Source organism: Streptomyces nanshensis, assembly GCF_001751255.1.
GTDB lineage: Bacteria > Actinomycetota > Actinomycetes > Streptomycetales > Streptomycetaceae > Streptomyces > Streptomyces nanshensis_A.
The window spans coordinates 1-24861 of record NZ_LJGW01000293.1 but is presented as its reverse complement, the minus strand read 5'-3'; the positions used below and the strand labels follow the sequence as shown (position 1 = coordinate 24861).

At 71.1% G+C, this 24861-nt stretch carries 21 protein-coding genes; 12 read left to right on the top strand and 9 right to left on the bottom strand.

Annotation, left to right across the window (positions count from 1 at the left end; translation table 11 throughout):
• Positions 1-123: 123 nt before the first annotated feature.
• Positions 124-2451, bottom strand: coding sequence for a transglycosylase domain-containing protein (locus AN218_RS17260; RefSeq protein WP_070017780.1), 2328 nt, complete (start codon positions 2449-2451; stop codon positions 124-126).
• 412 nt (positions 2452-2863) lie between these two features.
• Between AN218_RS17260 and AN218_RS17255 the strand changes: the two genes are divergently transcribed.
• Complete coding sequence (locus tag AN218_RS17255; protein WP_070017779.1) at positions 2864-3226, top strand: WhiB family transcriptional regulator; 363 nt, start codon at positions 2864-2866, stop codon at positions 3224-3226.
• 470 nt (positions 3227-3696) lie between these two features.
• Here the strand turns inward: AN218_RS17255 and bagB are convergent, their stop codons facing one another.
• Entirely contained in the window at positions 3697-5157 is a 1461-nt protein-coding gene (bagB, locus tag AN218_RS17250) for an ATPase BagB (protein WP_079132267.1), read from the bottom strand.
• The gene (gene bagA, locus AN218_RS17245) at positions 5154-6128 is read right to left on the bottom strand and encodes an ATPase BagA (RefSeq protein WP_070017778.1); all 975 of its coding nucleotides are present in this window, start codon (positions 6126-6128) and stop codon (positions 5154-5156) included. Before bagA ends, bagB begins: the two co-directional genes overlap by 4 nt.
• A 44-nt stretch (positions 6129-6172) precedes the next feature.
• Here bagA and AN218_RS35500 point away from each other — a divergent pair, with 44 nt between their 5' ends.
• The 4 genes from AN218_RS35500 (at position 6173) to AN218_RS17230 (ending at position 8831) form a co-directional block, all read left to right on the top strand.
• Positions 6173-6331: a Sp36 family protein gene (locus AN218_RS35500; RefSeq protein WP_107421486.1), complete on the top strand. Its 159-nt coding sequence runs from the start codon at positions 6173-6175 to the stop codon at positions 6329-6331.
• Positions 6328-6804 carry a RidA family protein gene (locus AN218_RS17240; protein ID WP_070017777.1) on the top strand — a complete coding sequence of 159 codons (477 nt, stop codon included), beginning with the start codon at positions 6328-6330 and terminating at the stop codon, positions 6802-6804. Before AN218_RS35500 ends, AN218_RS17240 begins: the two co-directional genes overlap by 4 nt.
• Before the next feature lie 153 nt (positions 6805-6957).
• Positions 6958-7998, top strand: coding sequence for an NUDIX hydrolase (locus AN218_RS38290; RefSeq protein WP_244900498.1), 1041 nt, complete (start codon positions 6958-6960; stop codon positions 7996-7998).
• Positions 7995-8831, top strand: coding sequence for an MBL fold metallo-hydrolase (locus tag AN218_RS17230; protein WP_070017776.1), 837 nt, complete (start codon positions 7995-7997; stop codon positions 8829-8831). The genes AN218_RS38290 and AN218_RS17230 overlap by 4 nt, the downstream gene beginning before the upstream one ends.
• Positions 8832-8975: 144 nt before the next feature.
• On the opposite strand, the gene AN218_RS17225 is transcribed toward AN218_RS17230, so the two are convergent.
• A complete protein-coding gene (locus tag AN218_RS17225) occupies positions 8976-9650 on the bottom strand; it encodes a Crp/Fnr family transcriptional regulator (RefSeq protein WP_028438501.1) in 675 nt (224 codons plus the stop codon).
• Between the two features lie 363 nt (positions 9651-10013).
• Between AN218_RS17225 and nth the strand changes: the two genes are divergently transcribed.
• The 3 genes from nth (at position 10014) to AN218_RS17210 (ending at position 13171) form a co-directional block, all read left to right on the top strand.
• Complete coding sequence (gene nth, locus AN218_RS17220) at positions 10014-11069, top strand: endonuclease III (RefSeq protein ID WP_171908704.1); 1056 nt, start codon at positions 10014-10016, stop codon at positions 11067-11069.
• A gap of 71 nt (positions 11070-11140) precedes the next feature.
• On the top strand, positions 11141-11863 hold the full coding sequence (locus AN218_RS17215) for an NUDIX hydrolase (RefSeq protein ID WP_070017797.1): 723 nt from the start codon (positions 11141-11143) through the stop codon (positions 11861-11863).
• Between the two features lie 108 nt (positions 11864-11971).
• Positions 11972-13171, top strand: a complete 1200-nt coding sequence (locus tag AN218_RS17210; RefSeq protein WP_070017796.1) for a MarP family serine protease — start codon at positions 11972-11974, stop codon at positions 13169-13171.
• A 481-nt stretch (positions 13172-13652) separates the two neighbouring features.
• Here AN218_RS17210 and AN218_RS17205 read toward each other — a convergent pair whose 3' ends face one another.
• From AN218_RS17205 to acs, 3 genes are all read right to left on the bottom strand, one after another.
• Positions 13653-14591 carry an alpha/beta fold hydrolase gene (locus tag AN218_RS17205; protein WP_070017774.1) on the bottom strand — a complete coding sequence of 313 codons (939 nt, stop codon included), beginning with the start codon at positions 14589-14591 and terminating at the stop codon, positions 13653-13655.
• A gap of 156 nt (positions 14592-14747) precedes the next feature.
• A complete protein-coding gene (locus AN218_RS17200; RefSeq protein ID WP_070017773.1) occupies positions 14748-15236 on the bottom strand; it encodes a phage holin family protein in 489 nt (162 codons plus the stop codon).
• Between the two features lie 249 nt (positions 15237-15485).
• On the bottom strand, positions 15486-17450 hold the full coding sequence (acs, locus tag AN218_RS17195) for an acetate--CoA ligase (protein ID WP_070017772.1): 1965 nt from the start codon (positions 17448-17450) through the stop codon (positions 15486-15488).
• A gap of 320 nt (positions 17451-17770) precedes the next feature.
• Here acs and AN218_RS17190 point away from each other — a divergent pair, with 320 nt between their 5' ends.
• The gene (locus AN218_RS17190) at positions 17771-19030 is read left to right on the top strand and encodes a polysaccharide deacetylase family protein (protein WP_420855979.1); all 1260 of its coding nucleotides are present in this window, start codon (positions 17771-17773) and stop codon (positions 19028-19030) included.
• Between the two features lie 113 nt (positions 19031-19143).
• Here AN218_RS17190 and AN218_RS17185 read toward each other — a convergent pair whose 3' ends face one another.
• Positions 19144-20127: an ATP-binding protein gene (locus tag AN218_RS17185; RefSeq protein ID WP_070017771.1), complete on the bottom strand. Its 984-nt coding sequence runs from the start codon at positions 20125-20127 to the stop codon at positions 19144-19146.
• Between the two features lie 108 nt (positions 20128-20235).
• On the opposite strand from AN218_RS17185, the gene AN218_RS17180 reads away from it, so the two are divergent.
• The gene (locus AN218_RS17180) at positions 20236-21075 is read left to right on the top strand and encodes a Fic family protein (RefSeq protein WP_070017770.1); all 840 of its coding nucleotides are present in this window, start codon (positions 20236-20238) and stop codon (positions 21073-21075) included.
• Positions 21076-21408: 333 nt separating this feature from the next.
• Here AN218_RS17180 and AN218_RS17175 read toward each other — a convergent pair whose 3' ends face one another.
• Positions 21409-22251, bottom strand: a complete 843-nt coding sequence (locus AN218_RS17175; protein ID WP_070017769.1) for an HAD family hydrolase — start codon at positions 22249-22251, stop codon at positions 21409-21411.
• Positions 22252-22703: 452 nt separating this feature from the next.
• Between AN218_RS17175 and ssd the strand changes: the two genes are divergently transcribed.
• Positions 22704-23858, top strand: coding sequence for a septum site-determining protein Ssd (gene ssd / locus AN218_RS17170; RefSeq protein WP_070017768.1), 1155 nt, complete (start codon positions 22704-22706; stop codon positions 23856-23858).
• On the top strand, positions 23855-24861 hold a 1007-nt coding region (locus tag AN218_RS17165), incomplete at its 3' end, for a TadA family conjugal transfer-associated ATPase (protein ID WP_107421488.1). The genes ssd and AN218_RS17165, both read left to right, overlap by 4 nt.

Genomic DNA, 24861 nt, shown 5'->3' with positions numbered 1-24861 from the left:
CGGCCGAACAGGCCGCGCTCTGCCGGGAGTTGAGCAGAGGGGGGTCCGACTCACGGACGGGGACGCTCTCCTGGGAGCGTCCCCCTTCGTATGACGGGGCCGGCCTTGCACACCCCACCGTCGCTAGAAGCCGCCCGTACCCCCGAAGCGCCCGCCCGAGGCGCCCCCGTTCCCGGTGTTCCCGTTGCCATTGCCGCCGTTGAGCGCGCCGCCGTTCGGACCCGCGTTCGTGCCCGCGTCGGCACCGCCGAACGTGCCCGCGTCCGTACCGCCGTTGGCGCCGGCGTCCGCGCCCCCGTTGCCTCCGCCGCCGATGAAGTCGGGCGGCAGCGTGATGTCCGGCCAAGGGTCGTCGTCATCGTCGTCATCGTCGTCGTCCGGCGGCTTCGGCTTGTCGTCCTTGTCCTTGCCGATGGGCACGAGGTTGAAGTGCGGGGAAGGCTCGCCGTCCAGCGCGCCGGCCATCGCGTCCCGCCAGATGGGGCCCGGGACTTCGCCGCCGAAGACCTTGTCGTGGTAGACGCCGCCGATGTTGATGTCGGTCATCTGCGTCTTGTGCGCGGGGTCGCCGACCCACACCGCGCCCGACATGTTCGGGGTGTAGCCGACGAACCAGGCCGCGTAACGCTGGTCCGTCGTACCGGTCTTGCCCGCGCTGTCGCGCCCGCCCAGACCGGCCTTCTTGCCCGTACCGTCCTCGACGACGCCCCGCAGCAGCGTGTTGACGGTGTCCGCGGTGCGCTGGCTCATCGCGCGCTCGCACGAGGTCTTCGGGACCGGCAGCTTCCGTCCGCGTGCGTCGGTGATCGACTCCACCGCGACGGGGGTGCAGTGCACGCCGCGGTTGGCGAACGTCGCATAGCCCTCGGCCATCGTCAGCGGCGACATCTCCTGCGTGCCCAGGGTGATCGAGGGGACCTGGTCGATCTCCTTGCCGTCGGCGCGCTGGACGCCCATCTTCTTCGCCATCTGCGTCACGGGACAGATCCCGGTCTCGCCGATGAGGGAGACGAAGTAGGTGTTCACCGACTTCGCGGTGGCCTCCTTCATCTCGTACGGGCCGGTCTCGCTGCGGTTCTCGTTCTCGACGGGGGCGCTGCCGCTCCACTGCCCGCCGCACGTACGGACCGGCGACGGGTACTGCATCTTGTACGGCGAGGGGTACTTCTTGTAGACGCTCATCCCGCGTTCCAGCGCCGCGGCCGCGATCACCGGCTTGAAGGTGGAGCCCGGCTGGTAACCGGCACCGCCGCCCATGTCGTTGTCCACCGACAGATTGATCTGCGTCTCGTTCTCACCGAAGCCGTACGGACGCGACTGCCCCATGCCGAGGATGCGGCCCGTGCCCGGCTCGACGATCGAGGCGGCCGTCGCGACCTTGTCGGACTGCCGCACATGCCGCTCGACCGACGCCTCGACCGACTTCTGCGCCTTCGGGTCGAGCGTCGTACGGACGGTGAGGCCGCCGCGGTTCCAGCGCTTGGCGCGGGCCTTCTCCGTCTCGCCGAACGCCGGGTCGTTGAGGAAGACCTCGCGTACGTAGTCGCAGAAGAAGCCGGCGCCGTGCTCCGCGGTGATGCAGCCGTTCTGGGGCTTGCTGATGTCGAGGCCCAGCGGCTTGTCCTTGGCCTCCTCGGCCTCCTTCGCGGAGATGTGGCCGAGGGCCTGCATGCGCGAAATGACGGTGTCGCGCCGCTTCTTGGCCGTGTCCTCGTGCTGTACGGGGTCGTACTGGGCCGGTGACTGCACGATGCCGGCGAGCAGCGCGGACTCCTCGATGTCCAGGTCCTTGGCGGGCTTGGAGAAGTAGCGCTGGGCGGCGGCCTCGACGCCGTAGGCCTGCTGGCCGAAGAAGGTGATGTTCAGGTAGTTCTCGAGGATCTTCTTCTTGCCGAGGCTCTCCTCGACCTGGATCGCGTACTTGAGTTCCTTGATCTTCCGGCCGACGGTCTGCTGCGTGGCCTGCGCGACCTTGTCCGGGTCGTCGCCCGCCTCCTCCACGAAGACGTTCTTCACGTACTGCTGGGTGAGCGAGGAGGCGCCCTCTTCGACCTGGCCGTTCTGCGCGTTGCGGTTGAGGGCGCGGAGGATGCCCTTCAGGTCGACGGCGCCGTGCTTGTAGAAGCGGGCGTCCTCGATCGCGACGATCGCCTTGCGCATCGACGGGGATATGTCCTTGAGGCCGACGACGGTGCGGTCGCGCGAATAGACCTTGGCGATCTCGCCGCCCTCGTTGTCGAGGATGGTGGTGCGCTGACTCAGCGGCGGGCGCTTGAAGTTGGCGGGGAGTTCGTCGAAGCCCTGGACGGTGTTCTTCGTGACGAGCCCCAGGCCACCCGCGGCGGGAAGCGCCAGTCCGGCGAGCACGGCGCCCGCCAGCGCGCTGACGCCGAGGAGTTTGGCGCCCTGCTGGAAGGCGGACTCACCGCCGCCGGTACGCATCTTCACCATGGCCGTCAGCCTACGTTCTCAATCGCCGGACAGGGGAGGCTCAGTTCGCCTAAGCTGGACTACGCATCACACCTCACACCGTCACTGTGGCCTCGACCCACTGCGGCCTTTCCACTCACTCCTGTGAGTGATGAGGCTTGTCCGGAAGAGCCCCAAGTGTCGTGATGTGTCCGGCAAATACCTCCCCGCTGCACCGCCGAGAGCCCCTGTGTTCCGCGAAGGCCCAGGTAGTCACCGGCTCACTCCGGCGGGTGATCTGCCGCGCACGCATAGTCCGTTCGGGCCATCCAAGATTGGGCCCGCAGGGGGTGTTGCACCCTGCCCTCCTTCCGTAACGTCACCAACTGGCAACGGCGAATATGCCGTTCGCCGCCGTGGGGGAGCCTCGATTCGGGAGAGGACGGCGCCGGCTATGGGCTGGGTAACCGACTGGAGTGCGCAGGCAGCCTGCCGCACTACCGATCCGGATGAACTGTTCGTGCAGGGTGCGGCACAGAACCGCGCCAAGGCCGTATGCACCGGGTGCCCCGTGCGCACGGAGTGTCTGGCCGATGCCTTGGACAACCGCGTGGAGTTCGGTGTCTGGGGCGGTATGACCGAGCGTGAGCGCAGAGCGCTGCTGCGCCGCAGGCCCACGGTGACCTCGTGGCGCCGCCTGCTGGAGACGGCACGCATGGAATACGAGCGTGACACCGGCGGAGTGCTGCCTCTCGACCTCGAAGAGGCCAAGGACTACGCGGTCAACGCGGTCAAGGACTACGCGGCCGCAGGCTGACCGCCGTACGGCGGTCGGTACGAGCGCGGCACGGGCCGGCTCGGCGGCCGGTGCGCCCTCACACGGTGAGCGGTGCCCGGGTGCGCTGAACGGCCCGCGGACACACGGCGGTTGAGCGCGCCGCCGTACGACGTTCCGCTTCGCCGCGCGGCGGTCAGCGATCGCCTCCGACCGCCGTTGTGCCGCACCGTCGGCGCCGCGCGGGCACTGCCGGTGTCCCCCACACCGCGCGCGCCCGCGCCGCCTCCGCTTCACGTGTCGACGCACCGCGCCGCACCGTTCGCACCGCTCAACGCCCTATGGGGCGGGGCGGGAGGTGCGGCGCGCGAACCGGCCCGCCGGGCACGGGAGTTCGGGGCGTGCTTGCGTGCGGACGTACGTACGCTCAGGGTGCCCGGAGGGTGCAGGAAGGGTTGTGCGTCGCGCGTCCTGCGCGTGCGCGTCCGCCGTCGTACGAGAGCGGGTGCCGGCTAGGCCGCGGAACCGTCCGCCAGCAGTTCGCCGATCGTGCGCAGTCCCGCCAGATCGTGTACGTCGCCGGGCAGCGCCTCGACCTCGGCCACCGGGACCTCGGGGTGGAGCGCCGTGAAGCGGTCGCGCGTACGCCGCTCGCGCGTCAGCAACTGCATGCGTTCGGCGTGCAGTTGCAGCAGAGCGACCGCGAGTTGTTCCGTCTGCCCGGTATGCCCGTTGTGATCCGTCGGCTCTTCCGCGGATTCGGGCCGCGGGGTGGAGTCCGGAACGCCGTCCTCTCCGATGTCCTCGTGCACGTCATGCGCGTGATACGCGTCATGGTCGCCATGCGCGCTCTGCTCGTCCGTGCCGGTGCCGTACGACGAGCCGCGCCCGGGGGAGTGGGCGCCGTGCCTGTTTCCCTTCCCGTGCCCTCGATCCACAATGCCGCCCTCCTCAAGATTTTCCGCGAGGGCGAGGGCCCGCTCGGCGCTCAGCGCCGAAGCGCCGCTGCCGTGCACGCGGTTGAGTACCAGACCGGCCAGCGGCATGCGCTCCTCCGCCAGGCGTTCGACGAAGTACGCGGCCTCGCGCAGCGCGTCCCGCTCCGGCGCGGCCACCACGAGGAAGGCCGTACCGGGGGCCTGCAGCAGCCGGTAGGTGGCGTCGGCACGCGTACGGAAGCCGCCGAACATCGTGTCCATCGCGGCCACGAAGGTCTGCACGTCCCGCAACAGCCCCGTGCCCAGCAGCTTGTTGAGCGCCCCGGTGAACATCGACAGCCCGGCCATCCCGAGGTTGACGAACTTCATCCCCGCCCGGCCGCCGGCCTTGGCGGGCGCCGTCAGCAGCTTGATCAGCCGCCCGTCCAGGAAGGAGCCCAGCCGCTTCGGCGCGTCCAGGAAGTCCAGCGCGGAGCGCGACGGCGGGGTGTCCACGACGATCAAGTCCCAGGCGTCGCGGGCGCGGAGCTGGCCGAGCTTCTCCATGGCCATGTACTCCTGCGTCCCGGCGAAGCCCGCGGAGAGCGACTCGTAGAAGGGGTTGGCCATGATGGCGCGGGCGCGCTCCGGGTCGGCGTGTGCCTCGACGATCTCGTCGAAGGTCCGCTTCATGTCGAGCATCATGGCGTGCAGTTCGCCACCGGAGCCGGAATCGGACCCGGTGCCCGCGCCGGGCACCGGCCGCGGTGTGTTGTCCAGTTCGGTCAGGCCCATGGACTGTGCGAGGCGGCGTGCCGGGTCGATCGTGAGGACGACCGTCTTCCGGCCGCGTTCCGCCGCCCGCAGCCCGATCGCCGCCGCCGTCGTCGTCTTGCCGACGCCTCCGGCGCCGCAGCACACGACGATCCGCGTCTCGGGATCGTCGATCAACGGGTCGACGCGCAGCGCCACTTCGCTGGGCAGCGCGCCGCGCACGCCGCCCGGCGCGGCGGTGCCACCGCCCTGTGCCCGGTTGCCCTTCGTGCTCTTCGTCATGGCGTCTCCTGGCGTGCCGGCAACTGGTCCCGCAGATCCATCGCGAGCTGGTAGAGCCCGGCGAGTTCGACGCCCTCGGGGAGCAGGCCGAGTTCGTAGACCGGCATGTCGAGCTTCTCCAGCGCGGAACGCTGCTCCCGCTCCAGCGTGACGCGTTCCGCGTGCTCCTGCGCCTGCTCGACGAGCGGTCCGACGAAACGGTCCGGACGGGAGAGGCCCGCGCGCGCCAGCGCGTCCGCGAGCGCGCCGCCCGGTCCGCTGTCGGCCTGCCGGAGCAGGTCGTCGTCGAGCAGATGGGGACGCACCATGTTCACCAGCGCCGCCCCCACCGGCAGCCCCGCCCCCCGCAGTTCGGCCACGCCGTCCACGGTCTCCTGTACGGGCATCTCCTCCAGCAGCGTCACCAAGTGCACCGCCGTCTCGGGGGACTTGAGCAGCCGCATCACCGCCTGGGCCTGGTTGTGCACGGGCCCGACCTTGGCGAGCCCCGCGACCTCCTCGTTCACGCCGAGGAAGCGGGTGATGCGGCCGGTGGGCGGCGCGTCCATCACCACCGCGTCGTACACGCGCCGTTCGCGGGAGTCCCTGCGGCGTACCGCCTCGCACGCCTTGCCCGTCAGCAGGACGTCCCGCAGTCCGGGGGCGATGGTCGTCGCGAAGTCGATGGCGCCGAGTTTCTTCAGCGCGCGGCCCGCGCTGCCCAGCTTGTAGAACATCTGGAGGTAGTCCAGCAGCGCCCGTTCGGGATCTATGGCGAGAGCGAAGACCTCGCCTCCGTCGTGCGCCACGGCGATCTTGCGCTCCTCGTACGGCAGCGGTTCCGTCTCGAAGAGCTGCGCGATGCCCTGACGTCCCTCGACCTCGACGAGGAGAGTCCGCTTCCCGCCGCTGGCCAGGGCCAGCGCGAGTGCCGCGGCCACCGTGGTCTTCCCGGTGCCGCCCTTGCCTGTGACAACATGCAGCCTGCTCACTCCCGGGAGCCTAACCAGCAAGGCGACGGGCTACGCTCGGCACCATGACGAAGTGGGAATACGCGACCGTGCCGCTGCTCACGCACGCGACCAAGCAGATCCTGGACACCTGGGGAGAGGACGGCTGGGAGCTCGTCCAGGTCGTCCCGGGCCCGACCGGTTCCGATCAACTGGTGGCCTACCTCAAGCGGGAGAAGCAGTGAGCGGCGACGTCGCCTCACGCCTCGCCGAACTCGGTGTCACGCTGCCCGAAGTCGCCACCCCCGCAGGGGCGTACGTGCCGGCGGTGCGCAGCGGACGGTACGTCCACACCGCGGGCCAGGTCCCGCTCGTCCAGGGCAAACTGCCGCTCACCGGCAAGGTCGGCGGGGAGGTCACGCCGGAGGAGGCGAAGGACCTGGCGCGTACGTGCGCGCTGAACGCCCTGGCGGCCGTCGCCTCCGTCGCGGGCGGCCTCGAACGGGTCGTACGGGTCGTGAAGGTCACCGGATTCGTCGCCTCCGCCCCGGACTTCACCGGTCAGCCCACCGTGATCAACGGCGCCAGCGAGCTGTTGGGCGAGGTCTTCGGCGACAGGGGCGTGCACGCGCGCAGCGCGGTGGGCGTCGCGGTGCTGCCGATGGACGCGCCCGTCGAGGTCGAGATCGTGGTCGAACTGGCCGACTGGGCGGACTGACCGCCGGACTGACACCGGCCGGAGTGACCGTCCGGACCGACCGGACCGACCGTCCGGAGTGACGGACCTCACCGTCGCCGTGACCTGCGTCGTCGCGGAGCGCCCATGCGGGACCGGGCGACCGGGAGCGGAGCGTGCCCGTAGCATCCGTCCATGTCGTCCTCGTCGTCCTCCGAGTCGTCCTCCGCGAACGGCCAGTGGTATCCGCCGGAATGGCCGGAGCGCATCCGCGCCCTGGCCGCCGGCGAGATCACCCCGGTGACCCCGCGCCTGGCCGCCACGGTCATGCTGCTGCGTGACGGCGGCGGGGCGGCGCCGGGGCCCGAAGTGCACATGCTCCGCAGGCGTACGTCGATGGCGTTCGCCGGCGGGGCGTACGCGTATCCCGGCGGCGGCGTCGACCCGCGCGACGAACACTGGGGCGGCGGCGAACAGTCCGCCGTCGACGAGCCCGCGGAGGAACGGCCCGCCGTCGGCGAGTCCGCCGGTCGACAGCCGTACGGGGAGCGGCCGTTCGCAGAGCGGCGCTCCGGCGGACGCCCGGACGACGGCTGGGCGGGCCCCTCGCGCAGGGAGTGGGCCGAGCGCTTCGGTACGGACGAGGCCACCGCACAGGCCATCGTTTGCGCCGCCGTCCGCGAGACGTTCGAGGAGGCGGGCGTGCTGCTCGCCGGGCCGGACGCCACGAGCGTCGTCGGCGACACCACCGGCGAGGACTGGGAACGCGACCGCGCGGCGCTCGCCGACCACGAACTGTCCTTCGCGGACTTCCTCGACCGGCGCGGCCTGGTGCTGCGCAGCGATCTGCTCGGCGCGTGGGCGCACTGGATCACCCCGGAGTTCGAGAAGCGCCGCTACGACACCTGGTTCTTCGTCGCCGCGCTGCCCGACGGCCAGCGCACGCGCAACGCCTCCACCGAGGCGGACCGTACGGTCTGGACCCGTCCCGCCGAGGCCGCCGAGGGCTACGACCGGGGCGAGCTGCTGATGATGCCGCCCACGATCGCGACGCTGCGCCAGCTCGCCTCGTTCCGTACGGCGGGCGAGGCGCTCGCGGCGAGCGAGGCGCGCGACCTGGCGCCCGTACTGGCGCGGGCGCGGCTGGAGAACGGGCAGGTGGTGCTGAGCTGGCCCGGCTACGACGAGTTCACCAAGCGCGTCGACACCCGGGACGGCGAGGGCGGCCCCGCATGACCGACGCCGCCGCCCTGCCCGGCCAGCCGCGCGGGGGTGTACTCAGCGGCCGGGCCACCGCCCGCGCCCACTGCGTCCTCGCGCCCAACCCGTCCGCGATGACGCTGGACGGCACCAACACCTGGATCCTCGCCGAACCCGACGCGCGCTCCGCCGTCGTCATCGACCCGGGCCCGCTCGACGAGGGGCATCTGCGGCATGTGCTCGAGACCGCCGAGCGCCTGGGCAAGCGCGTGGACCTCACGCTCCTCACCCACGGCCACCCCGACCACGCGGAGGGCGCCGCCCGCTTCGCCGAGCTGTCGCGTACGCCGGTGCGTGCGCTCGACCCCGCGCTGCGCCTGGGAGAGGAGGGCCTCGCCGCGGGCGACGTCGTCCGCACGGGCGGGCTGGAGCTGCGCGTGGTGCCGACCCCGGGCCACACCGCGGACTCGCTCTGCTTCCATCTGCCCGACGAGGGCTCCGTGCTGACGGGCGACACCGTGCTCGGACGCGGTACGACGGTCGTCGCGCACCCCGACGGACGGCTCGGCGACTACCTCGCCTCGCTGCGGCGGCTGCGCTCGCTGACCGTGGACGACGGGGTCTCGACGGTGCTGCCGGGGCACGGCCCCGTACTGGAGGACGCCCAGGGCGCCCTCGACTTCTATCTGGCACACCGCGCGGAACGCCTCGCCCAGGTCGAGGCCGCGGTCGGGCAGGGATTCGGCACGGCGCCGGAGGTCGTCGCGCACGTGTACGCGGACGTCGACCGCTCGTTGTGGCCCGCCGCGGAGCTGTCCGTCCGCGCCCAGCTCGCGTACCTGCGGGAACGCGGCCCGGGGCACGTCTGACCGAGAAACGGCCGACCGGGAACGGCTCGTACGGCATGACCGAGGGGCGCCCCGCGCGGGACGCCCCTCATGCCTGCCGAGTCATGCCGTATCGAGTCATGCGTACCGAGCCGGCGGCCCTCAGCCGCACCGGGCTCAGGGTGCTCAGCGGCTCCGCTTCGCCAGCCGCTCGATGTCGAGCAGGATCACCGCACGGGCCTCCAGCCGCAGCCAGCCGCGGCCGGCGAAGTCGGCGAGCGCCTTGTTCACGGTTTCGCGCGAGGCGCCGACGAGCTGCGCCAGCTCTTCCTGCGTGAGGTCGTGCACGACGTGGATGCCTTCTTCCGACTGCACGCCGAAGCGCCGGGAGAGGTCGAGGAGCTGCTTGGCCACCCGGCCGGGCACGTCGGAGAAGACGAGGTCCGACATCGAGTCGTTCGTACGCCGCAGTCTGCGCGCGATGGCCCGCAGCAGCGCGGAGGCCACCTCGGGGCGGACGTTCAGCCAGGGCTGGAGGTCGCCGTGGCCCAGGCCGAGCAGCTTGACCTCCGTCAGGGCGGAGGCCGTCGCCGTACGGGGGCCGGGGTCGAAGAGGGAGAGCTCGCCGATGAGCTCACCGGGGCCGAGCACGGCCAGCATGTTCTCCCGGCCGTCAGGGGAGGTGCGGTGGAGCTTGACCTTCCCTTCGGTGACTACATAGAGACGGTCGCCCGGGTCGCCCTCGTGGAAGAGGGCCTCACTACGAGCGAGCGTGGTCTCCGACATGGAGGCGCGCAGCTCAGCGGCTTGCTCCTCATCGAGCGCCGCGAAGAGCGGGGCGCGCCGCAGAACGTCGTCCACGAGTTCTCTCCTTGTCGACCTAGCCCAATGGGGTCCCCAGGGGGCCTCACAAGGCTCCCACGGGCCGGGGGACGGCGTCTCCCCAGGCCCCGGGGCCCGCTTCAGGTCCGAAGGGCCGAGGGCTGCACCCTCCCCGGTCCCGGAAGGGGACCTCGCACCCCATGATGCCGGACGGTGAAACAGTGCGATCAGTCACAAGTTTGACGCACGGCCCCCGGCCTCCCGAAGGCAGGGGGCTGATCGGGCCGGGAATTGCCTTCGTGCGGGGCGGATGTCAGCGGGCCCCTCTACGCTGGCCGAGTGCCCGATACCCCGTGATGCCCCGGTGAGCACAGGCGGGGCGGGACCGGGCGGGTGAGTGCGATGGGAGATTCCGCTGTGGGCGAACAGGAGCCCGTCAAGAGGGCAAGCCGGACAAACGGCGCGGGCGCCGCCTCCGCCGGGGGCGCGCAGGGAGGCGCCGCGAAGAAGGCCGCGGCCGGGAAGGCACCGGCGAAGAGAGCGGCCAAGGCGACGGCGAAGTCAGCGGCTGGTACGGCGGCCGGTGCGACGGCCAAGGCCGCCGCCACGAAGAAGTCCTCCGCGAAGGCGCCGGCGAAGGCGCCCGCGAAGACGTCCGCCAAGCCCGAGTCCCATCTCGCCATGGTCCGCCGTGCCCGCCGCATCAACCGCGAGCTGGGCGAGGTCTATTACTACGCGCACCCCGAGCTCGACTTCGAGAACCCGTACCAGCTCCTGGTCGCCACCGTCCTCTCCGCCCAGACGACGGACCTGCGGGTCAACCAGACGACGCCCGCCCTTTTCGCCGCGTACCCGACGCCCGAGGACATGGCCGCCGCCGACCCGGAGAAGCTGGAGGAGATCCTGCGTCCCACCGGCTTCTTCCGCGCCAAGGCCAAGTCGGTGCTCGGGCTCTCGGCGGCGATCAGCGAGCGGTTCGGCGGTGAAGTGCCGGACACCATAGAGGACTTGGTGTCGCTGCCGGGCGTCGGGCGCAAGACGGCGTTCGTCGTCCTCGGCAACGCCTTCGGCGTCCCCGGTCTGACGGTCGACACCCACTTCGGCCGCCTCGTACGCCGCTGGAAGCTGACCGAGCAGACCGACGCGGACAAGGTCGAGGCCGAGATCGCGGAGATCATCCCGAAGAGCGAGTGGACGATGTTCTCGCACCGGACGATCTTCCACGGCCGCCGCATCTGCCACTCGCGGAAGCCGGCCTGCGGGGTCTGCCCCATCTCGCATCTCTGCCCCTCGTACGGGGAGGGCGAGCTCGATCCGGAGAAGGCGCGGAAGCTGCTCAAGTACGAGATGGGCGGACTGCCGGGCCAGCGGCTCAAGCCGCCGCCCGACTACCCGGGCCGTCCCGCGCCCCCGCTCGGCGGCAACGCCGGCCAGGGTGCCGCCGGGGCCGCGCGGTGAGCCGTTCCCGTACGAACCCGGCAGCGGAGGCGGCTGCGGACGCGGACTCGGACTCGGCCGTGGACCCGTCCGTGGACTCGGGGAGGGCTTCGACTGCCGCCGCCGGCCCCGTCGTTCACTTCAGCGACCGCGGTCTGCCCGGCTGGCTGGAGCCCGTCGCGGACGTCGCGGCCTCGGTGGAGCCCCGCCAGCTCAGCCGGTTTCTGCCGCCCGCCGACGGCGCGGGCCGCCCGTCCGCCGTGCTCGTGCTCTTCGGCGAGGGAGCCGACGGGCCCGAACTGCTCCTGATGGAACGGGCGTCGAGCCTCCGTTCGCACGCCGGCCAGCCCTCCTTCCCCGGCGGCGCCCTCGACCCCGAGGACGGCGACCCGGACGGCGACGGTCCGCTCCGGGCTGCCCTGCGCGAGGCTGAGGAGGAGACCGGCCTCGACCCCTCGGGCGTACAGCTCTTCGCGACGCTGCCCGCGCTCTACATCCCGGTGAGCGGCTTCGTCGTCACGCCCGTCCTCGGCTGGTGGCGCCGTCCGACGCCCGTCGCACCGGTGGACCCGGCCGAGACGGCACGCGTCTTCACCGTCTCCGTCGAGGAGTTGACGAACCCGGAGAACCGCGCGACGGCCGTCCACCCCTCCGGGTACTCCGCCCCGGCCTTCGACGTGGGCCCCGCGCTGGTGTGGGGATTCACCGCGGGCGTCATCGACCGGCTGCTGCACTACGCGGGCTGGGAACGCCCGTGGGACCGCACCCGCCGTGTGACGATCGACCAGATCGACCGGATCGACCGCCGGGGATGACGCGGCAGCGTGCGCGGAGCCCCGGTTCCCGTCCCGGCACCGCGGCCGCGTACGTACGGACCGACCGCGACGGAAGCGCTCCTTACTCCCCATGAGACGGTGAACTTCGTGAACGCGCTGGACTTCCTGCTCCTGCTGGCCGCCGTCTGGTTCGCCGTCATCGGCTACAGACAGGGCTTCGTCGTCGGAATCCTCTCCGTGATCGGCTTCGTCGGCGGCGGCCTCGCCGCGATCCTCGTGCTGCCCCCGCTGTGGAACGCCGTGACGGACGGCACCCCGCCCGGCCCCGTCGGCGTGGTCGCGGCGGTGATCATCGTCATCGTCTGCGCCTCGGTCGGCCAGGCGTTCACCACACATCTGGGCAACAGGCTGCGGCAGCACATCACATGGTCCCCGGCAAGGGCCGTGGACGCCACGGGCGGCGCCCTCGTCAACGTCCTGGCGATGCTGCTGGTGGCGTGGCTCATCGGGTCGGCGCTGGCCGGTACGTCACTGCCGACGCTCAGCAAGCAGGTGCGCAACTCCAGTGTGCTGCTGGGGGTTTCGCGGGTGCTGCCGCCGCAGGCCGACAGTTGGTTCAACGACTTCTCCTCGACGCTCGCCCAGAACGGGCTGCCGCAGGTCTTCTCGCCCTTCTCCGACGAGCCGATCAGGGCGGTCCCCGCTCCCGACCCGAAGCTGGCGAAGAGCCCCGTCGCGGCCCGCGCGAAGCAGAGCATCGCGAAGGTCGTCGGCGACGCGACGCGCTGCGGGAAGGTGCTGGAGGGCACGGGCTTCGTCTTCGCCCGGCACCGTGTGATGACCAACGCCCATGTCGTGGGCGGCGTTCGGGAGCCCACGGTGCAGATCGGCGGCGTCGGCCGGATCCATGACGCGCGCGTCGTCCTCTACGACCCGAGGCGTGACGTCGCCGTCCTGGACGTGCCCACGCTGGACGCCCCCGCCCTGAAGTTCGCCTCGCGGAAGGCCGGCCGGGGCGACGGTGCGATCGTCGCGGGCTTCCCGGAGAACGGCGGCTTCGACGTGCGCTCCGCCCGCGTACGCGACCGCGTCGGCGCCGACGGCCCGGACATCTACCACCGGGACACGGTACGCCGTGACATCTACTCCCTCTACACGACCATCCGGCAGGGTAACTCCGGCGGCCCGCTGCTCACCCCGGGCGGCGAGGTCTACGGCGTCGTCTTCGCCAAGTCCCTCGACAACTCCCGTACGGGGTACGCGCTCACAGCGGACGAGGTGCGCGGCGACGCACAGCGCGGCCGGACCGCCGTACGGCAGGCGGACAGCCAGGGCTGTGCCATGTGAACACGTACGAGTGGCAGGGATGCAGCGGTACGGGGACGCAGCGTTGCAGGGACGCCGGGCGGCCGTCCGCCGTGACGGCCGGGATGCCGGAAGCGGCCGGTCAGCTCAGCCGCTGGTTCCGCAGACGCGCACCGAACCAGCGTGCCCTGCGGCTCAACAGCCGGGGGATTCCGGGCTCGATGACACCGCCGGCTCTCTCGGGGCGTAAGCGCCACACGCGCTGACCGAGCATCGCCCCCCTCCGCCCGCTGCGGTCACGTGCCAGGTCACGGTAGTCGTGCGTCCAGCCCATACAGCGCCTTCTGCCCTGAACCCGGGGCCGTAACCGTCTGACGAACCATCAAAAACCCGTACGTGCGGCGGGTGTTGACGGTGGTGAGGACGAGCGCGTCCGTTGCACCGCGGCCCTGTTCGTCCGCCGCTCGCGGCCCGTCCGGGCGCCTTGTCCGGGAGCGTCCGTCGGGCCGTTCGCCGGCTCCGCTCAGCGGTCCGGTTCCGGATCCCGCAGCCAGCCGACGAGCGCCGAGGAGAAGCCCGCCGGGTCCTCCTCGTGCGGCCAGTGCCCGATGCCGTCGAACAGCCGCCAGCGGTACGGGGCTTCGACGTACTGCCCCGAACCGGCCGAACTGCGGGTGCGCAGCACCGGATCCAGCGCGCCGTGCATCTGCATCGTCGGCACCCGTACGGGCCGCTTCATCCGGCGGTTGAACTGAAAGCCGTCCGGCCGCGCCATCGACCGCACCAGCCAGCGGTAGGGCTCGACCGAGCAGTGCGCCGTCGACGGCACGCACATCGCCTGCTCGTACCGCGTGATCGCCTCGTCCGCGTCGGGCTGCTCCAGCAGCCGCGGACCGGCCCAGCGGCGTACCAGCTCGCCGACCAACCGCCCGCCGTCCGCGGTGAGTCGGCGCTCCGGTACGAAGGGCCGCTGAAAGCCCCAGACGTACGAGCCCGCCCTCGTCTGCCGCATGTCGCCCAGCATCGCCGCACGCCAGCGCCGCGGATGGGGCATCGCGGAGACCGCGAGACGCCGGATGAGCTTCGGCCGCATCACCGCGGCCGTCCAGGCCAGATAGCCGCCCAAGTCGTGCCCGACCAGGGCCGCGTCGGGTTCGCCGAGGGAGCGGATCACACCCGTGACGTCGAGCGCGAGATTGGCCGGGTCGTAGCCGCGGGGCGTGCGGTCGCTGCCGCCGACGCCGCGCAGATCCATCGCCACGGCACGGAAACCGGCGTCCGCGAGCGCCGTGAGCTGATGCCGCCACGTCCACCAGTACTGCGGGAATCCGTGCAGCAGCAGTACGAGAGGTCCGTCGCCCACCTCGGCGATGTGGAAGCGGGCACCGTTCGCCGCCACGTCCCGGTGTGTCCAGGGACCTTCGGGGCGGATCAGGTTCGCCGGACCTGCTGGATGGGTCATACGACGAGCCTGTCACACTTCCGCTCGCCCACACGCCGCGCTCAGGGCCCGCACGGGCCGCTCGGACCGCCTGCCCAACACCCGCTCACAGCACGGCGCGTGGGACGGGACCGCGCAGGATCACCCCCGTACGGAACGGCCCCGCGCCGCCGGCCGTCAGGCAGGAGTGGGGCTCTTGGGCTGCTTCTCCAGTCGCGCTCCGCCCCGTACGGCGGCGTCCCCGTTGATCGCCGCGTCCCCGCCCGTCCGCGGATGAGGCTTGGCCTTCGAGAGCACGGACGCCGTCTGCTTCGCGGACGCGATCGACTTCTCCGGGGGCTTGATCCGCTTGAACTTCCGCAGCGCGAGCAGCAGCAGGACGAGCGCGACGAAGATGTACGCGCCCCCCACGATCAGGAACGACCAGGCAAGCCCCAGGCCGAGGTTGTGGATCCCGTAGGCCGCGGCGAAGCTCAGCACGGGCAGCGAGAAGAGCAGCAGCACCCCGGCGACCGTCGCGGCGCCGCCGCCCACGATGCCGCGCTTGACGTCCTGCCGGATCTCCGCCTTGGCCAGTGCGATCTCGTCGTGCACCAGCGCGGACAACTCGGTGGTGGCCGAGGCGACCAACTGGCCGAGGCTGCGGCCGTCGTCGGCAGAACTCATCGGTGACTCCCTCTCTGCGTCTCTGCGTCGGCCCCGGCCTCACCGCCGGACCCCGTCGAACCGTCGCACCGTCCGATCATGCCGGACCATCGTGCGGCACGTGTGCCCGGGAGGCCACTGCGACAAGCGCCCGCCGGTGCCCCGGTGTTGACGGAGTCGGCGGACGGCCGCTCACGGGGGAGGGGCACCCGGCGCCGCCGAATGCCCCTCCACACCTGTGGGATGGCGCGTCCCCGCGTCCGTCCCGCGTCAGTCCTCGCTCGCCGCGCTCGGCAGCTTCTCCTGGATGAGGTCCATGACGGAGGAGTCGGTCAGCGTGCTGACGTCGCCGAGCGCACGGTTCTCCGCGACGTCCCGCAGCAGCCGCCGCATGATCTTTCCGGAACGGGTCTTGGGCAGCTCCGCGACCGGAAGGATCTTCTTCGGCTTGGCGATCGGGCCGAGTTGCTTGGCCACATGGGCGCGCAGCTCCTCCACCAGCCCCTCGTCCTCGGCGGCCGAACCGCGCAGGATGACGAACGCACAGATGGCCTGCGTCGTCTGCGGATCCGTCGCGCCGACGACCGCGGCCTCGGCGACCTTGGGGTGCGAGACGAGCGAGGACTCGACCTCGGTGGTGGAGATGTTGTGCCCCGAGACGAGCATGACGTCGTCGACGCGGCCCAGCAGCCAGATGTCGCCGTCGTCGTCCTTCTTCGCACCGTCGCCGGCGAAGTACTTGTCCTCGAAGCGCGACCAGTAGGTGTCCAGGAAGCGCTGGTCGTCGCCCCAGATCGTGCGCAGCATCGACGGCCACGGCTCGGTGAGCACCATGTAGCCGCCTCCGCCGTCGGGCACCTCGTTGGCCTCGTCGTCCACGACGGTGGCGGAGATGCCCGGCAGCGCCTGCTGCGCCGAGCCCGGCTTGGTCTCGGTGACGCCGGGCAGCGGGCTGACCATGACGCCGCCGGTCTCCGTCTGCCACCAGGTGTCGACGATGGGCGTACGGTCGCCGCCGATGTGGTGCCGATACCAGATCCACGCCTCGGGGTTGATCGGTTCACCGACGCTGCCGAGGATGCGCAGCGACGACAGGTCGAACTTGGCCGGGATGTCGTCGCCCCACTTCATGCAGGCGCGGATCGCGGTGGGCGCCGTGTAGAGCAGGGAGACCTTGTACTTCTGCACGATCTCCCACCAGCGGCCCTTGTGCGGGGTGTCCGGAGTGCCCTCGTAGAGCACCTCCGTGGCCCCGTTCGCGAGCGGCCCGTAGACGATGTACGAGTGCCCGGTGACCCAGCCGACGTCCGCCGTGCACCAGTAGACGTCCTTCTCGGGCTTGAGGTCGAAGACGGCGTGGTGGGTCCAGGCGACCTGCGTGAGGTAGCCGCCGGTGGTGTGCAGGATGCCCTTCGGCTTACCGGTGGTGCCCGAGGTGTAGAGGATGAACAGCGGGTGCTCGGCGTCGAAGTCCTGCGGCGTGTGCTGGTCGCTCTGCCGCCCGACGACGTCGTGCCACCACACGTCGCGGCCCTCGGTCCAGGCGATGTCGTCCTGCCCTGTGCGCCGTACGACGAGGACGTTGCGGACCTTCTCGGTGCCCGGCCGGGTCAGCGCCTCGTCGACGGCGGGCTTGAGCGCGCTGGCGCCGCCCTTGCGGTAGCCGCCGTCCGCGGTGATGACGACGCGTGCGTCGGCGTCCTCGATGCGGGTGGCCAGCGCGTCCGCGGAGAAGCCGCCGAAGACGACGGAGTGCGGGGCGCCGATGCGGGCGCAGGCCAGCATCGCGACGACGGTCTCCGGGATCATCGGCAGATAGACCGCGACGCGGTCGCCGGCCTGAACTCCCAGCTCCGTCAGGGCGTTCGCGGCCTGGGAGACCTCGCGCTGGAGTTCGGCGTAGGTGATGGTGCGGGTGTCGCCGGGCTCGCCCTCGAAGTGCAGCGCGACCCGGTCGCCGTTGCCCGCCTCGACGTGCCGGTCGACGCAGTTGTACGCGACGTTGAGCTTGCCGTCCTTGAACCACTTGGCGAAGGGCGGGTCCGACCAGTCCAGCGTCTCCGTCGGCTCCTTGCCCCAGCTCAGCCGGCGTGCCTGTGCGGCCCAGAAGCCCAGCCGGTCAGCACTCGCCTGCTCGTACGCCTGGGCGGTGACGTTGGCCTGGGCGGCCAGGTCGGCGGGCGGCGCGAACCTCCGCTCTTCCTTGAGCAGATTGGCCAGGCTTTCGTTGCTCACGACATCTCCCTTTCCCAGGGTGTCTGTTGTGTCTCGTCCCAAGGCCCCGATCCTGCCCGGACCTTGGACTCCGGCCTAGCTCATCAGCCCTCGTGCCCATGTGACAAGAGCTGGTGACGAAATGGTTTAGACCTGTCGTCGAGGCGTTCGAGATCCCCTTCGCCGGCGGTGCGGAGCGTGTGCCGCGGCTGCGCCCGGAGGGTGAAGACGTCACCCCGGAACCTCTCCCGAGTTGCCCGTTATGCGAAAGATGTCAGCTTTGAATCACGTACCGGAGTTGATCCGTTACGGAGCGACATCGACAAGGGTGAGGTGATCCGATGACAGCCACACGACGGTGGCTCGTGGGCATATCGGCGGGCATGGCGCTCACCGTGGTCATGAGCGGGTGTGCCGGCGAGACCACGCGAAGCCCGGAGGGCCAGGGCAGCTCGGCCCCCGAGGAGAAGCCCGAGCAGCAGGCCCGCGTCATCGGGGACGGCTCGACCTCCATATCCGGCCGGCAGCCCAACCAGCCCGTGCCGCGGAAGCTCGGCAAGAACGGCAAGCCGCCGCAGTTCGTCGTCTTCTCCTGGGACGGAGCCGGCGAGGACGGCAAGAAGCTCTTCTCCCGCTTCCGCAAGGCGGGCAAGCGCTACGGCGCCTCGCAGTCGTTCTTCCTCAGCGGCATATACGCCCTCCCCGAGGCGAAGTCCCACCGGTACGCGCCCCCCGGCCACGCGAGCGGCGCCTCCGACATCGGCTACCTCAAGGACAAGAACATTCGGGCCACCCTGCGCGAGGTACGCAAGGCATGGCTCGACGGAAACGAGATCGGCACCCACTTCAACGGCCACTTCTGCGGCCCCCGTGGTGTCGGAAGCTGGTCCGCCGACCAGTGGAAGAGCGAGATACGCCAGGCCAAGTGGTTCGTGGAGCACTGGAAGACGACCACGGGCTTCAAGCGCGAGGCACCTCTTCCCTTCGACTACGACAAGGAACTGATCGGCGGCCGCGCCCCCTGCCTCGAGGGCCAGCAGAATCTGCTCAGCGCGGCCCGCCAGATGGGCTTCCGCTACGACTCCAGCGGCAACGGGACCCAGGTCTGGCCCGGCAAGAAGGGCGGCCTGTGGGACGTACCGCTCCAGGAAGTCCCCGTGCCGGGGCGGAAGTTCGAGACCCTCTCCATGGACTACAACTTCCTGGCGAACCAGTCCGGGACGGTCCACGGTCCCGTCGCGAAGCACGCCTCGTACGGGCGTGAGATGCGCCAGGGTCTGATGAAGGGCTTCGAGCGCGCCTACAAGGGCAACCGCGCACCCATGGTCATCGGCAACCACTTCGAGGACTGGAACGGCGGTGTGTACATGGACGCCGTCGAGAGCGTGATGAAGTCGGTCTGCCGCAAGCAGGAGGTCCGCTGCGTCTCGTTCCGCCAGCTCGTCGAGTGGCTCGACGCCCAGGACCCGGGAACGCTGGCCAAGCTCCGCAAGCTCGGGGTCGGCGAGAAGCCCGCGGGCGGCTGGAAGACCTTCCGCAAGGACGCACGGACGACGAAGCTGCTCTCCGGTCACGGGGCCGGCGGCACCAAGCGTCAGTGAGCCGTCCGTACACATCTCACGGTGCAGGCGGTGGACGGAGGCCGGTCAACCTCCGTCCACCGCCTGCCCGTTCGGGTGCTGTGCCGCCGGCCGTACGGGGCGTCGGGCGCCGCTCAGACGGGCTGCGGCGTCGTCTGCTCGCCGAGTACGAAGTCCGGGTCGACCTGGGCGGCGAGGTCCGCGCCCGTCTTCTCGTTGCCCCAGCTCTCGGCGTTGCGCCGGTGGAAGTGCACCATCTGCCGTGTGTAGCGCCGCCAGTCGCGACGCTCGTACGACGCGTCTGCGGCCTCGTGGAGCACGGCCAGCGCACTGCGGTTCTCCGGCTCCAGCTCCGCGAGCGGACGCGGCCGGCCCTTCTCCATGGCGCGGACCCAGCCGGACTGGCCGAAGGCGACCAGCAGATCGTCACCGGCCGCCTCCCGCAGGAACTCCAGGTCGTCCTCGCTGTGCACCTTGTTCCCCACCACGCGCAACGGGACGCCGAACTCCCGCGCGTACTCCTTGTACTGGCGGTAGACCGAGACGCCCTTGCGCGTCGGTTCGGCCACCAGGAAGGTCATGTCGAAGCGCGTGAACATCCCGGACGCGAACGAGTCGCTCCCCGCGGTCATGTCGACGACGACGAACTCCTCGCGCCCGTCCACGAGATGGTTCAGGAACAGCTCGACGGCCCCGGTCTTGGAGTGGTAGCAGGCGACACCCAGGTCGGCCTCGGTGAAGGGCCCCGTGACCAGCAGCCGTACCTCGCCGCCCTCCAGCGCGAGGCGGTGCGCGCACGCGTCGTAGACCGGGTTGTCCTCGGTGATCCGCAGCAGGCGCGAGCCGGTGCCCGGCGGCGTCGTCTTGATCATCGTCTCGGACGAGGCGATACGGGGGTTCGTACCCCGCAACCAGTCCTTGATCAAGGGCAGTTGGGCGCCCATGGAAGGGAGCGCGGCCGCTTCGGACTCGTCCATCCCCAGCGCGGTGCCCAGGTGCTGGTTGATGTCGGCGTCCACCGCGACGAGGGGGACGTGTGCGGCGGCGAGCTGACGGATGAAGAGTGAGGACAGCGTGGTCTTGCCACTGCCGCCCTTGCCGACGAAAGCGATTTTCATGAACAGGAGCGTAGGGGTGCGACCGGGGTGGGTGCCGGGCAGGCGTGGGAAGGACCACTCGTTCGTGCGACGGGAGTTGCGACGTCGGCGACGCGTAGGGTCTCACGCATGAGTAGCCCCGCTGATCCCCTCGCTCCGCTCGGGACGCTGCCCGGTGTCCAGGACGCCGTGGAGTCCGTACGGAAGGCCGTGGACCGGATCTACGGCCACCGTGTGATGCGCCGGCGCAGCAGCGAGGTGAGCGCCGAGGCGGTGCTGCGCGGAGCACGGGCCTCCGCCGCGCTCGAAGGGGCCGACTGGGTGCTGGAGGAGCTGCGGCGGCGTACGGACTTCGGCGCCGAGGGCGAGCCGCGCACGGTCGGAGCGGCGCTGCGTACGACGGCGGAGGCGGGCCAACTCCTCGACGTATGGCCGCAGTCGCCCCTCCGTGTGCTCGCGCGTCTGCACCTCGTCGCGGCGGGGGGCGCCGCGCCCGACGAGACGGTGGGCAGGCCGCGCCTCGCAGGCGAGCCGGTGACGGGACCCGGCCCGTCGAGCACGACCGGCGGGGAGGGCGCACTGCCGGACGCGGACGAGGTGGCGGCCCGTCTGGACGCGCTCGCTCGCATCGTGGCGGACGGCAGCGAGGCACCGGCGCTGGTGCTCGCCGCGGTCGTCCACGGCGAACTGGCGACGCTGCGGCCGTTCGTCTCCGCCAACGGGCTCGTCGCGCGGGCGGCCGAACGCGTCGTACTGGTCGGCAGCGGCCTCGACCCCAAGTCGGTCTGCCCCGCCGAGGTCGGCCAGGCCGAACAGGGCCGGCAGGCGTACGAGCAGGCGCTGGAGGGCTACGCGTCCGGGACGCCCGAGGGGGTCGCCGCCTGGATCGCCCACTGCGGCAAGGCCCTTGAGCTGGGTGCGCGCGAGACGACGGCGGTGTGCGAGGCGCTGCAGCGCGGCGCGGCATAGCGCGCAGCGGACGTCCGCACGCCGGGGGAGCACGAGTTGCGGCGACACCGCCGTGGACGGTGCCGCCGCTGGCACGGATACCGGGTTACCAGTGCGTGCTCTCTCAGTTCCCGTCAGGCCGGGACTTCGCCGGTCCTGGCGGATTCGCCCGATTCGCGGGCCCAGCGTCGCGTGGGTGCCCGATATTCATGCGAGGCGGTCCGTGGGGCCTTGTGCGTACCGGCAAGTTCTCCTTTGCCGCTGGTCTCGCGGGCCGTCAACTCCTTTGTACTGCGCGCCGCCGCGATGTGGAACCCCTGGCTCCTGGTCTTTGCCTTTTCCCTCGAAGTTCCCTCAAAGCCGATCGAAACGGGCGCCCCTGCGCTGTGTCGTGTACCAGACCAGTCCGGCGGTGGCCGCCGCCGCTCCCACCGCCGCGGCGGCGATCGCCAGCGCGGGCCGGGACGGCATCGACAGGCTGGGGATGCGCTCCTTGAGCCGGACGGGACGGGAGAAGCTGAGCACGGGCCACTCGCGGCCGAGTGCCTCCTTGCGCAGCGCACGGTCGGGGTTGACCGCGCAGGGATGCCCGACCGCCTCCAGCATCGGGATGTCCGTGACCGAGTCGCTGTAGGCGTAGCACCGGCTCAGGTCGTACCCCTCGGACTCCGCGAGCGCGGCGATCGCCTCCGCCTTGGCCGGCCCGTAGGCGTAGTACTCGATCTCGCCCGAGTAGCAGCCGTCCTCGACGACCATGCGGGTCGCCACCACCCGGTCGGCACCGATCAACTCCCCGATGGGTTCCACGACTTCGGCCCCCGAGGTGGAGACGATGACGACGTCGCGGCCCGCGAGATGGTGCTGCTCGATGAGGGAGGCCGCCTCGTCGTAGATGATCGGGTCGATGAGGTCGTGGATCGTCTCGGCGACGATCTCCTTGACCTGCTCGACGTTCCACCCCCGGCACAGCGCCGAGAGATACTCCCGCATCCGCTCCATCTGGTCGTGGTCCGCGCCCCCGAGGAGATATACGAACTGCGCGTAGGCGGTGCGGAGTACGGCACGGCGATTGATCAGGCCACCTTGGTAGAAGGATCTGCCGAAGGCGAGCGTGCTCGACTTCGCAATGACCGTCTTGTCCAGATCGAAGAACGCGGCTGTGCGGCGCATCGCTAGGTTTTCCACGAAGGCGAGCATAGGCGCCAACCATTCGGCGTAAGCTGGGGCGCGTGGGTTTGCCTGAGAAGGCCCTCGGGTACACCATGGAAGTCACGGATCGTTCGCGACCGTGCTAACCCGGCCCGACTCCTCCCCCCCCGAGTCGGCCCTGGGGACGACCCCCGCTCTCCCCCCCGGCGGGGGTCGTCGCATGTCCAAGGCCTGTTCTGCCTTTCACTGATCGTTTTCCCCTCCCTCGGCGATCTTCGTTGGCCCGCGGCGGGCATCGCTGGATCAGTAACTCAGTGTAGTCGCCGGACTGCTCTCCGGGAGTCGCCAGGAGGGGTGACGGAGTTATTCACAACCCGAGGCATGTCCACAGTTTTGGACCATGATCACCGAGCTTTTCGCGTTCCCCGCAGGGTGATTCCCGACGGCTCCCGCAGGTGTTTGCGGGAGTGAGCCTGTGAAGCGCGAAGGGGGTCTGGAACGTGGCTGAAACCATTCTGATTGTCACTGAGGACGAAGAACTCCTTGACGATCTGCTGAGGCTGTGTGCAGCGGCCGGGGCAGAAGCGGAAGTTGTGCATGGAGCGCCTCGGGACCGGACGGCATGGGCCGGGTGGGGCGGAGCGAAGTCCTGGGAGAAGGCGCCCCTCGTCCTTGTCGGCGACGACTGCGCGGGTGCCCAAGGTCTGGGCGGCACCTCCGGCGGAGAGCCATCCGGAATCCGGCGCAGGGCGGGAGTGCTGCTCGTCGGCAAGGACTTGGACGATCCGGGGGTCTGGGAGCGCGGCGCCCGCATCGGCGCCGAAGGCGTCGTCATGCTGCCCGATGCCGAGAGCTGGCTGACCGGCCGTATCGCCGACGCGACCGAGTCCGTCGGCCGCCCCGCGCTGACCGTCGGAGTGCTGGGCGGGCGCGGCGGCGCAGGGGCGTCGACGCTGGCCTGCGCCCTCGCGGTCACGGCCGCGCGGGTGGGGCAGCGCACCGTCCTCGTCGACGGCGACACCCTCGGCGGCGGTCTCGACGTACTGCTCGGCGGAGAGAGAACGGAGGGGCTGCGATGGCCGGCGTTCGCGGAGTCGCGGGGCCGGGTCGGCGGCGGTGCGCTCGAGGAATCGCTGCCGAAACTGCACGACTTGAGCGTGCTGAGCTGGGACCGGGGGGACTCCGTGCTGATCCCGGCGGACGCGATGAGATCCGTGATCTCCGCCGCGCGGCGGCGCGGTGGCGTGGTCGTGGTCGATCTGCCGCGGGGCGTGGACGAGACGGTGGCCGAGGCGCTGGCGCAGACGGACCTGGGGCTGCTGGTGGTGCCGGCGGAGGTGCGTGCCGTGGCTGCGGCGCACCGTGTCGCCTCGCGTACGCAGATGGTGCTGCGCGATCTGCGGGCGGTGGTGCGTACGCCAGGCGGCCCCGGAGGCTCCCGCGGGTACGGGCCGGGCCTGGACGAGGAGGAGGTCGCGCGGCTGCTGCGGCTGCCGCTCGCCGGTGAACTGCCCTGGGAGCCCGGCCTTTTGGAGGCCGCGGAGCGCGGTGTGCCGCCGGGTGCGCGACCGAGCGGCATGCTGGCCCGGTTCTGCCGGGACTTCTGGGAGCAGGCGTTGAGCGGCGGAGTGAGCGGCGGAGGTGTCGCCGTATGAGCGCGAGTCAGCGGCAGGCGCCGGCCGGGCACCGTAGGGACGGTACGGGGCCTGGGTTGCTGGAGCCCGCGGCCGTCGGAAGAGCGGCCGGGAGTACGGCAGTTGGGGCGGAGCAGGAGCCCACGCTTCTCGACGTGGTGCGCCGAACGCTCGCCGAGACGGGCGCGGAGCCCACCCCCGCACGGGTCGCAGCGGCGCTGCGGGCGCATGGACGGCTGTTGGGCGACAGCGCGGTGCTGGGCGTGGTGGAGGCGCTGCGGTCGGAGATGGTGGGCACCGGTCCGCTGGAACCGCTGCTCGCGGAGCCGGACGTCACGGATGTGCTGGTGACCCGTCCCGACGAGGTGTGGGTCGACCGCGGCAGGGGCCTGGAACGTACCGACGTGCGCTTCCGCGACGCGGCTTCGGTACGGCGGCTCGCCCAGCGGCTGGCCACCTCCGCCGGACGGCGGCTGGACGACGCCAGGCCGTGGGTGGACGCCCGGCTTCCGGACGGCACCCGGCTGCACGCCGTCCTGCCGCCGGTGGCCGTGGGATCGACCTGCCTCTCGCTGCGGGTGGTGCGTCACAAGGCGTTCAGCCTCGCGGAGTTGGTCGCCGCCGGGACGCTGCCTCCGGGCGGCGAGCGGCTGTTGCGGGCGGTGCTGGAGTCACGGCTCTCGTTCTTGATCAGCGGTGGTACGGGCTCGGGCAAGACGACGTTGCTGAGTTCGCTGCTGGGGCTCGTGGGGCCGGAGGAACGGATCGTGCTCGCCGAGGATTCGGCCGAACTGCGTCCCGACCACCCCCATGTCGTACGGCTGGAGGCCCGTCCGGCGAACCAGGAGGGCGCGGGCAAGGTCGCGCTGGAGGACCTGGTCCGGCAGGCGCTGCGGATGCGCCCGGACAGGCTGGTCGTCGGCGAGGTGCGGGGAGCCGAAGTGACGGATCTGCTGGCCGCGTTGAACACCGGCCACGAGGGCGGATGCGGTGTATTGACTGAACTAAATTCTCTATTTTCGCA